The 10,322-nt window shown below is 43.5% G+C and carries 11 protein-coding genes and 1 pseudogene; 5 read left to right on the plus strand and 7 right to left on the minus strand.

The window, feature by feature from the left end:
- Positions 1 to 165 precede the first annotated feature (165 nt).
- Positions 166 to 888, plus strand: a complete 723-nt coding sequence (locus I2D69_RS16685; protein ID WP_148462147.1) for a hypothetical protein — start codon at positions 166 to 168, stop codon at positions 886 to 888.
- Positions 889 to 891: 3 nt separating this feature from the next.
- Entirely contained in the window at positions 892 to 1,341 is a 450-nt protein-coding gene (locus tag I2D69_RS16690) for an HD domain-containing protein (protein ID WP_118582867.1), read from the plus strand.
- Positions 1,342 to 1,456: 115 nt separating this feature from the next.
- Here the strand turns inward: I2D69_RS16690 and I2D69_RS16695 are convergent, their stop codons facing one another.
- From I2D69_RS16695 to I2D69_RS16720, 6 genes and pseudogenes are all read right to left on the minus strand, one after another.
- Positions 1,457 to 2,092 (minus strand): DUF4317 family protein, encoded by a 636-nt coding sequence (locus tag I2D69_RS16695; RefSeq protein WP_330382746.1) that lies wholly within the window; start codon positions 2,090 to 2,092, stop codon positions 1,457 to 1,459.
- Positions 2,093 to 2,178: 86 nt separating this feature from the next.
- Positions 2,179 to 3,354, minus strand: coding sequence for a MalY/PatB family protein (locus I2D69_RS16700; protein ID WP_195380267.1), 1,176 nt, complete (start codon positions 3,352 to 3,354; stop codon positions 2,179 to 2,181).
- On the minus strand, positions 3,335 to 4,513 hold the full coding sequence (locus tag I2D69_RS16705; RefSeq protein ID WP_187566102.1) for a PLP-dependent aspartate aminotransferase family protein: 1,179 nt from the start codon (positions 4,511 to 4,513) through the stop codon (positions 3,335 to 3,337). The genes I2D69_RS16700 and I2D69_RS16705 overlap by 20 nt, the downstream gene beginning before the upstream one ends.
- A 243-nt stretch (positions 4,514 to 4,756) precedes the next feature.
- Positions 4,757 to 4,885: pseudogene (locus I2D69_RS16710) on the minus strand (AzlD domain-containing protein); the annotation flags it as partial.
- Between the two features lie 145 nt (positions 4,886 to 5,030).
- Entirely contained in the window at positions 5,031 to 5,384 is a 354-nt protein-coding gene (locus tag I2D69_RS16715) for an Hpt domain-containing protein (protein ID WP_148462144.1), read from the minus strand.
- 119 nt (positions 5,385 to 5,503) lie between these two features.
- Positions 5,504 to 7,024, minus strand: a complete 1,521-nt coding sequence (locus I2D69_RS16720; protein ID WP_195380268.1) for a C69 family dipeptidase — start codon at positions 7,022 to 7,024, stop codon at positions 5,504 to 5,506.
- A 211-nt stretch (positions 7,025 to 7,235) separates the two neighbouring features.
- Here I2D69_RS16720 and I2D69_RS16725 point away from each other — a divergent pair, with 211 nt between their 5' ends.
- Together I2D69_RS16725 and I2D69_RS16730 are read left to right on the plus strand one after the other, a co-directional pair.
- Positions 7,236 to 8,000: a threonine/serine exporter family protein gene (locus I2D69_RS16725; RefSeq protein ID WP_173715802.1), complete on the plus strand. Its 765-nt coding sequence runs from the start codon at positions 7,236 to 7,238 to the stop codon at positions 7,998 to 8,000.
- 5 nt (positions 8,001 to 8,005) lie between these two features.
- Positions 8,006 to 8,437, plus strand: coding sequence for a threonine/serine exporter family protein (locus tag I2D69_RS16730; protein WP_148462219.1), 432 nt, complete (start codon positions 8,006 to 8,008; stop codon positions 8,435 to 8,437).
- A gap of 8 nt (positions 8,438 to 8,445) precedes the next feature.
- Here the strand turns inward: I2D69_RS16730 and I2D69_RS16735 are convergent, their stop codons facing one another.
- The gene (locus tag I2D69_RS16735; protein WP_187566100.1) at positions 8,446 to 9,483 is read right to left on the minus strand and encodes a DUF3878 family protein; all 1,038 of its coding nucleotides are present in this window, start codon (positions 9,481 to 9,483) and stop codon (positions 8,446 to 8,448) included.
- A 399-nt stretch (positions 9,484 to 9,882) separates the two neighbouring features.
- Here I2D69_RS16735 and I2D69_RS16740 point away from each other — a divergent pair, with 399 nt between their 5' ends.
- Entirely contained in the window at positions 9,883 to 10,215 is a 333-nt protein-coding gene (locus tag I2D69_RS16740; RefSeq protein WP_173715800.1) for a helix-turn-helix transcriptional regulator, read from the plus strand.
- Positions 10,216 to 10,322: the final 107 nt, after the last annotated feature.

Raw genomic sequence — 10,322 nt, forward strand, 5'->3', positions numbered from 1 at the left:
AGTAATTTCGAATTTGCTATAATAGTTTCACGACATCAGAGCATGTTTAAAAAAGGCTTTCTGCAAAATGTGCATCACAATTTGTGGGATATTTCATCCCCATCTTTATTCAACAAACGCATCAAACTTTTCTGACATTATAAATCTTAGGAGGATACCGAATTCATGCGAAGAAAAAAGAGCTTACTAATACCGGCTGTGCTGGCTTTTTCCCTTTGCACCGGTGCTGTTGTCCCAGTACTGGCGGAGGAGACCTCACAGACAGCTGATGCAGCAGATAATGAACAAGAGACACATACACAGAGTGCTACAGATACTTCTGATTCCCCTTATGAAAAAGGCACCATCACAGACACTGATTTTCAGAGTGAATGGCTGAATCTGAAATTCACACCACCGGAAACAGTAGTCATGAATACAGAGGAAGAGCTTCAGTCTGTTATGAAGCAGGGACAGACCACCCTGGAAGAATCTTCCGGCGTGGAACTTGGAGATGACGCCCTGTCAGGAACCGTTTATGAAATGATGGCTTCTTCTATCTCTGGTTTTCCTAATGTTTCCTTAGTTGTTGAGGATGCTTCTCTGGAGAATATGACTGTCGACCAGTATTTTCTGGCTGCACAGCAGATGTTGGACGCTACCGGGATGGGCTATACTTATTCAGACGTAACCGATATACAGATTGCCGGACAGGATTTCCGTATTATGGAAACAAGTGTGGCAGTCAATGACTATGAAGTTCTTCAGAAATATTGTACCCGCAAACAGGGAGGAAAGTTTGTCTCCATTATTTTATCATACACCACAGATACCACAGCAGAAGCAGATGAAATTCTGGCAGCTTTTACTCCATTAAATACAGACACGGAGGCTGCGCCTGCAGAATAAACTATGGTCTATACTCCCTTAACCATAAAAGCCATAAAAATTGCATATAAAGCACACGAAGGACAATATGACCAAAGTGGGGTTCCTTATATTCTTCACCCGGTTCATCTTGCAGAACAAATGACAGATGAAACTACCACCTGCATTGCCCTGCTTCATGACGTTCTGGAAGATACTGCCCTGACTCTTCCTGATCTGGAAGCGGAATTCCCAAGAGAGATCACAGAGGCAGTCCAGCTGCTTACACACGCTCCTTCCGATGATTATCTGGATTATGTGCGCAGACTTTGCGAAAATCCGCTGGCTCGTAAGGTAAAGATTGCGGATCTCGCCCATAATTCAGATGAAACACGGCTTTCTTCCGTCACGCCGGATCCAATGCAGCTAAAGCACTGGCGGACGAAGTATGCAGCTGCAAAGGAGATCATACGGGAATACGAAAATATCCCATAAAGTACAACTCCAGACTATGTAAAAAGGTACTCTGTTATATTAATATCAATTATGTTGATACCAATATAACAGAGTACCTTTTTTATATTTTGCAAAAGCAACTGTTAAATTTTTATTATTTCACCCGCAAAATCGACCTCACCAGTTCCAGATGCGGTCTGTCTGCATCCTTCTGGAACACGGCAACATGGTTCAGGTCTGCGCCTCCATCTGTATATGCCGGAAAAAGAAAGCCGCACTCCGGCTCACCTGGCTCGTATTCATCTGCAAGAGGACAAATTACACAGATCAGATATTCAAAAACAGCTTCTGATTCCCCCAGCCGCTCCTTATCTGCTGCCTTTGCCGGAATATCATATCTGTCGTGGAAAATATAAACTGCATAAGGTCTCCTGCTTTTATAATTCTCCATTACAAGATCATAGAAGCTGTCCATAAGAGCATCGTTTTTCAGCCCACATTCCCGGATTGCCATCAAAAGCTGCCACACGGTTCCTGGCCTTCTGTCTGCATCTGCAAATTCATAACGTTTCAGATTTACATTTGTTGCTGCAAAGGGAACTACCTTGGCAAGCTCAATGTTTTTCTTCTTTTCTGCGGCAGACAGCTTTAAAAAATTCACGTTAAAGCTGCCGTCAAAGTCCCCGTCCTTATCCACATAACATCCCGCAATCCTTGTAAAAGAACTCCGGGCAACATTCATCCTCCTGGTCAGCGCCAGCATATCTTCACGGTCGATTTTGTTGGTCATGGTTTTCTCCTGTGTATACGCAAAATGTTTTTTCTATTTTACCATTCCTATGCGCTATACACAACTGAAAGTAAAAATATCTCCATTTAAAACGCTTTTCTAATCCGCTCCAACGCCTCCGTCAGCGTTGCCCTTGGACACGCCACATTAATCCTTTGGAATCCTTCGCCTGCTTTTCCGAAAATCTTTCCACTGTCAAGCCAAAGTCTGGCCTTGTTAAGGATCAAATCCTCCAGTTCCTCAACAGTCAGGCCTGTCTCACGGAAGTCTAGCCACACCAGATACGTGCCTTCCAGATCTGTCATCTTTACCCCAGGCAGATATTTTTCCACATACTCTTTTGTGTAGTTGATGTTCGCCTCCACATAAGCATGCATCGCCTGGTACCACTCTTCTCCCTTGGAATAAGCGGCCTCTGTTGCCACCAGTCCCAGAACCCCAAGCTGGCTGATTCCTGCCGCATCCAGCTGCTTCCGGAATTTTCGGCGAAGCTCCGGATTGGGAATAAAAATATTGGAAATCATCATACTTGCAAGATTGAAAGTTTTACTTGGAGAAGTGCAGGTAATGGAAATATCCTGAAACTCCTTTTTCAGACCGGCAAACACCTGATGCTTTCCCTTAAAAACAAAATCCTGATGGATTTCATCACTGACAACGGTCACACCATTCTTTACGCAGATATCTCCTAATTTTTCCAATTCTTCTGCGCTCCACACTCTTCCCACCGGATTGTGGGGATTACACAGGAAAAACAGTTTCACATTTTCCTCCACGATTTTCTTCTCAAAATCCTGAAAATCGATGTGATAACGGTTGTCTTCTCCCTGATAAAGGTTGCTGCTCACTACTTTTCTGCCATTGTCCTGAATAACCTCTGAAAAAGGATAATAAACGGGAAGTTGGATCAGCACACTGTCTCCCGGCTGCGTATATGCTTTTACCGCCATCGCCAGGGCAAAAACAACTCCTGGTGTTTTGATCAGCCAGTCCTCCTGGATCTCCCAGTTGTGGTGAAGCTTCATCCAGTTTGCCAAGATTTCAAAATAAGGGGTCTGCACCTCACTGTATCCGAAAATTCCCTCTTTTGCACGCTCTACCAGCGCATCCTCAATATAAGAAGAGGTCTCAAAATCCATGTCTGCGACCCAAAGAGGCAGCACATCTGCCGGCTTGCCCCTTTTTACTGCAAAATCATATTTCAGACATCTGGTATTTTTTCTGTTAATCACTTTATCAAAATCAAGATTTCTTTCCGCCATATAATTCTTCCTCTGTTTCTGCAAATACTTTTTCAAATTCATCAAGAAGATCCTGGGCATCCTCGATTCCAACAGAGAGGCGAAGGGTTGCCTCTGTAATTCCGTTGCGTTCCCGTATCTCCTTCGGCACATCCGCATGCGTCTGGGTAGTTGGATATGTGATCAACGTCTCCACACCACCAAGACTTTCTGCAAACTTGATCATCCGCACTTTTTCCAGAACAGAAAGGGCAAACTCCTTGCTTTCCAGCTGGAAGGTAAGCATGGAGCCAAATCCTCTGGCCTGCTTTTTCATAATCTCATATCCCGGGTGATCTGGTAATCCCGGATAGATTACCCTGGTCACTGCGCTCTTTGTTTTCAGCCATTCTGCGATTTTGAAAGCATTTTTCTGTGCCTGCTCCATGCGGATTCCAAGAGTTTTGATACCGCGAAGAATCAGCCAGCTGTCAAAAGGAGCCAGGCCGGAGCCTGTGGTTTTAATAAGAAAACGAAGCTTTTCACTGATATCCTCTCTGTTGGTTACCAGAAATCCTGCCAGGGTATCATTATGTCCGCCCAGGAATTTGGTTCCGCTGTGCACTACAATGTCCGCTCCCAGTTCCAGTGGATTCTGGAAATATGGAGATAAAAATGTATTGTCTACTATGAGAAGGAGATTATGTCTTTTTGCAATTTCCGCAAGTGCCGCAATATCAGTGACATTCATCATGGGGTTGGTTGGAGTTTCAATATAAATTGCTTTTGTGTTTTCGTTTACATAACTTTCCACATTTTCTTTCCAACAGTCGATTCTGGAAAAATGGATCCCATTTTTCGAAGAAACATTGTCAAAAAGCCGGATGCTTCCGCCGTACAGGTCTGCATCTATGATCAGATGGTCTCCTGGTTTAAACAGCTCCATTACCAGAGTGATTGCTGCCATTCCAGTGGAAAAAGCCAGTGCATCGATTCCGTTTTCCAAAGTTGCTACAATTTTTTCCAGATGCTCTCTGGTCGGGTTCTGCAGTCTGCTGTAGTCAAAGCCTGTACTCTGGCCTACTGCCGGATGCTCATATGTTGCTGTCTGATAAATCGGAAAACTGATAGAGCCATAATTGTTACAACAGCCTTCCTCTTCTTCCAAATGTAAACACTTTGTATTGATTCCTCTTGCCATGATTTTCCTCCAGATTCGTATGATCGCGTTCAGAGAAATGTTTTCTCTCTTTTTTGTCTGAACATATCATAGCAAGATAAGAGGATTTTGTATAATTCATTTTACCTTGAGTTCGTTATAGAATATTGCTATATCTGATTAGATATGTTAGATTTGGTGTATTGCCAATTTCAGAGCGTGTTTGAAAAAGACTTTCTGCAAGATGTGCGTCACAATTTGCGGGAATACTTTTTCAAACACGGTCTAAAACACCCTCTGCACCAGCAGCATATACAAAATCGTTCCACCGCCAATACTAAGCAGTGTATTCTTTTTCCACTTATGCAAAAATACGATAAACAAAATCGCAATGGCTTCTGGCAGCCCATAAGGTCCGCTTCCGTTCCTTCATAGTTACACTCTTCGCGATGCACAGAAATCATGTTTCCCATGTTTTCGCGCCGTACTTCTTGGGTTTTCTGTAAACGAAGTTCACAAAATATCTCTTGAGATGATATCTGCTGAATAGGAGCAGGCATTAATTACCGGCCAGTTCCCTGATAGCATCTGTCAAGGTCGTGTACTGCTCTTTCACCTGCGCGTAAAGCTCATCACTTCCTGCGGTTTCTCTTCCTCTTAATACCTCCGTAAGCTCTGCACTGACCTTATACAATTCTGTAAATCCAAGGTTCAGGCACACACCCTTCAGGGTATGGGCTGCACGGAATGCTTTCTCTCCATCCTGTGCGGCAAGACCATCTGTCAGCTCCTGAAAACTTGGATCATTAAGAAATTTCACCGCAAATCTTTTCACAAGCGCTTCGCTTCCCAGTCTTTTCAGAACTCCATCGTAATCTGAGCCAACTTTCTCATAACATTCTTTTATTGTCATTCCAGCCTCCTTAATTTTCATTCCGGTTCCCTATGTAACTGCTTTCTGCACTTTATTATATTAAATTGAAAGAAATTTGTCCACAGGTTTCTAGAGCGTGTTTGAAAAAGGCTCTGACATTACGCATCAGACCTGGAATAAGCATTCTTCATCTGATTACTCAGCTCATAAAGCACTTTATTCAGTGTGTCAGAAGCCTCTTTTTTCACCATATCCGCAATTTCCTGGTTGGCCTGATGGCGAAGGGACATTCGCTTCGCTGCGTCAGACTCTTTTTCCAGAAGAGCGTCATATTTGCCAATTAGCTGGTGGCCTTTTGACATTACACGCTCCTGATAACGTTCAATATGGAAAATGGAGCTCTTATAAGAAGCATCTGCCATGGCACCGATCATGCGGCTTACCCAGTAGAAACTGTCAGTGGTTACTTCCCTGGTGGTGCTGGAAAAATAGTCCGGAGTGGTATCAATTGTGGCATAAAACGGCACCAGCACATTAAATGCATTGGATGCAAATGCAACCCATTCCAGAATATTGCAGTCCTTTTCCATGCCTGGTCTCATCTGGATCAGAGACAGGAAATCTGTACGGTTCACACCGATAGAACGGAATGCTCCGCGCTGTTCTTTTTCTCCATAGGAAGCATATGGATCATAAGAGGTTCCCTGATAATGGGAGGACAATACATATTTCACATCCTCTACAGTAATCTTTTTTTCCGGAATCATGCACCATGGCAGATCATCAGAATATGGAGTAAATTCTGCATTTACGCCATCCCAGATTTTTGTCTTCGGATTCAGGTTTCTCAGCATATACCATGCACGAGGAGTATTATAAACATGGTCGGAATCGTCATGGCTTCCGAACGCATCTCTTGGATTCAGTACACCATCCATGGAAAGATCCAGGTGATTTTTGCTGATAAATTCTTTCAGGTCAGCGGAACACATGTATTCCAGATCCGCATATTCCTCACATGGGCACCGATATTTTTCCTGATCCCGCAATGCCTTTTCCAAGTCAAATTTATCAATTCCAAGCTGATTTGGCATTACTACATATGCCTCATCCGGAACCTTTCTTGCCATCCAGTGATGGCCGCCGATGGTTTCCAGCCACCAGATTTCGTTTTGATCCTGGAAAGCAATTCCATTCATCTCATAGGTTCCGTATTTCTCCAGAATGCTTCCAAGGCGGATTACCCCTTCGCGGGCGCTATGGATGTATGGAAGAACAATGGATACAATATCTTCCTCTCCGATTCCACCGGCTGCTTCCTCCTTACCGTCCTTTGCAGGCTGATAGATTACCAGAGGATCCGCGCCAAGTACCCGGGGATTGGAGGTAATCGTTTCTGTAGCAGTCATTCCCACATTTGCCTCATTTACACCGCTAGCTGCCCAGATTCCTTCGCCGTCTACTGCATTTGGCACAGATGTATAGCCCATTGGATCATCTGGAAGATCAATTTCCACATGAGAAATCACAGATTTATATTTCCGCGGCTGTTCCTCCGGATGAACCACCACAAATTTTTTTGGCATATAATGACCGGAACCGGAATCGTCATTTCTTGCGATCATGGTAGAACCATCATAAGATGCCTTTTTTCCAACTAAAATTGTAGTACAACCCATTTAAATTTCCTCCTGAAAATATTTCGTAATCTACTATGCTCTATGTTAGCACAATCGGGCATTTTATGGAATACAAGATTCCGGAAATCAATTATTTAACGGTTGTATTGCCTGCCATTAAGCTTTATACTTATCTTATTCCCGTAGCAAAATGATACGCGAAAGAATCCTGCCCATCAGGGCTTTTCTATAACTTAAAGGAGCATTCCTTATGCAGACATCTAAAGATTATTTGCATGTTTTTCTTGATATGGGCGACGCACTGTTAAACAGCGGCGCAGAAATTTTCCGGGTGGAGGACACCTTGAACCGGATGGGTTATGCCTGTGGTGCTACCCATATGAACGTTTTCGTCATCACGTCCAGCATTGTTATTACTATGGAATTTCCCGGAGATGGCGCACGGACGCAGACACGGCGCATTCATGAATGTGGGGGGAATGATTTCACCAAGCTGGAGCAGCTCAATGACCTGAGCCGCCGTTTCTGCAGTCATCCGGTTTCTGCTGCGGAGCTGCGAAATGAATTTGAGAAGATCAATGCAAACAGACCTAAGCCTCTTTGGAAACTGCTTGGAAGCGTTCTTGCAGCCTGCAGTTTTGCCCTTTTCTACGGCGGCACTATTCCGGATGCCATTACTGCCGGCATTGCTGCAATCCTGATATGGAGCCTGCAAAAATATCTAAGACCAGTATGTATGAACGAGGTTACTTTCCAATTTGCAGCGTCTTTTCTCACAGGCTGCGCCATTTGCGGATTTACTTTGCTCTGTCCTTTCCTTCACATGGATAAGATCATGATTGGTGATATTATGCTTCTGATTCCAGGACTTATGTCAACTAATGCAATCCGCGATGTACTCATTGGTGATACCCTTTCGGGTATTATCAGGCTGATCGCCGCGTTACTTCTTGCAGCAGCACTGGCACTTGGTTTTATGGGCGCAATTATTCTTTTTGGGAGGTTTGGACTTTGATCACAATGACGGTTATACAGCTGATTACCGGAGCTATCGGATCTGTGGCTTTTGGTCTTCTTTTTCACATGAAAACTAAATATCTGCCGCTGGCTGCTGCCGGTGGTTTTCTTAGCTGGCTGGTCTTTCTCTTTGGGAAGAGTCTGTGGGGAAGTGTTTTTCTTCCGGCACTGCTGGCTGGTTTTATTGCAGATGTGTATGCGGAAATCCTGGCAAGAATCTGCAAGGAAACTTCCACTTCTTTTTTCGTTACTTCCGTGATTCCATTAATTCCCGGAAGTACCCTTTATTACTGCATGAGCAGTATTGTAGAGGGAAATCCCATGCAGGCACTTAAATATGGGAGGGACACCTTTCTCTTTGCATTTGGAATCGCCGCGGGGATGAGTATTGCGTGGGCGATCTGTTATTTTCTGAGAAGTGTTAAAGCACGATAATTTCTTATTCACAGTTTCCGGATTTCCACCTTGCGATTCCGCCAGCCCTTTTTCCAAACCATGAGAAAAACCTGAAAATCCAGGCTGTCTCTGGCTGTTGTAAAGGGCTCTTCTCTTAATATCTCTGCATGGATTCCGTCCCGGGTCAGTTTTTCCTGCAGTTTTCCCGCTTTTGACAGCAGGCTTTTTAACTGCTGATCAGCCTCATTTCCAAAAGTCCGGTCAGGATAAGCCGCCGCTGCGCTTTTTATTTTTCCGGTAAGAAGATCAATCACTGCACTATGCTTATTCTTGTGCAATACCCTGGCAAAAATCCTGGCGATAAATGGAGCTGGAAATTTCTTATAAACATGCAACAACCGAAGCAGAGAAAAATCCCGAGCTTCTTCTGCTAGCTCTTCCATTACTTGAAATGCTGCTGCAGACGGCTTCCAGGGGTCTTCCTTTGGCACAATATACTGTTTCGGCACTGCCGGATAACAGCAATAATTCAACGGTGGAAAGTCCGCCAGCTGCACAAGTGCCCTTTCTTCTTCTGTACAAAACTCTTCTCCCAGATATTCCAGCTTATCTCTTGCAATGGCGATCCGATATTCCAGCTGACGCAGATATTCATATCCAGGCACCCAGAAATGACCGATCTCCCCATAGTTATAAAGATAAACCTCCAGATCCAGCATTCTGAAAAACAGAGTGACTACGTTCTCCCCCTGCCATACTACCAGTATATATTCATCCCCTTCCTGACTTAAGGATGATTTCAGAGGGCCTTCATAATTCTCCAGATAAGAGCCTGTAAGTCTGGCATCTCGGAAAATGAGAAAGCTTTCTACGGCATCATTCATCAAATAAACAAGGCGGATATCACCTGGAATTTTCTCTTTTCCCACTCTGGCAAGGCTGTCTTTTTCGCCCTGTTTTCCCTCATTACTTTCATATGTCTCATAACATTCCCATTCAGCCTGTGCTCCGTTTTCTTTCGGAAACAGCAATTCAAATTGCTCCTGTTCCAAAAGCTCCTCCAGCATTTCAAATGTATCCTGCATCTTGTGATTACCTCAAACTGTTCGATTCCTGTTTCCAATTTCACTTTTTATTATATGGGTATCTGACAAAAATGTCAAAATAACGACAACAGATATATAGCTATAAAATAAATAGCATACAATTTACAGCTTACATTTTTCATATATTTTCTATATACTTTATATTATGGATAAAGAAGCTGTCGTTCCATAATATAAGAACCCGCAGGCAATCAGGAAGCGGTGAAACCGTTCCATAGATTGCCAGAGCATGTTTGAAGAAACTGTTTGAAAAGGGTTTTCTGCAAGATGTGCGTCAGAATTTGCAGGAGATTTTGTTCAAATTGGAAAGCAGCTTAAATACGTGTAAAATCACAGGTAAGCCAGTTCGGCACCTGTTAAAAAGATTGGAGAACGAATATGAATCAGATTGATTACGAAAACTTAGGATCCCGAATGAAAGAACTGCGAATCAAAATGAAGCTTACCCAGGCAGAAGTTGCCAAAGCTCTGAATGTAACTCCTGGCTACATCAGCAACGTGGAGAATAACCGTACTGCAATGTCCCTGCGTATCCTTATTTATTATGCAAGGCTGCTGAACATCTCCCTGGATTCCCTGATTGGCAGAATTGATTCTGAATACCGTGAAACTGCCCTGGACCGCGAGCTTTCCGAGCAGGTACATAAAATGAGTATTCCAGAGAAACAAAAGCTTCTGAAAACCATGAAGGTATGGATGGAAGAAGATTGATTCTGAACGTAAAAGGGGCTGTCTATTTCCTGATATGCTCCCTTCTAGGTAGACAAGTGAAATAATAAAAACTTGTCACTTAGGAGGGAGCATATTTTATGTCTAAA

The organism is Ruminococcus sp. D54t1_190329_F1 (genome assembly GCF_015551645.1).
GTDB lineage: Bacteria > Bacillota > Clostridia > Lachnospirales > Lachnospiraceae > Blautia_A > Blautia_A faecis.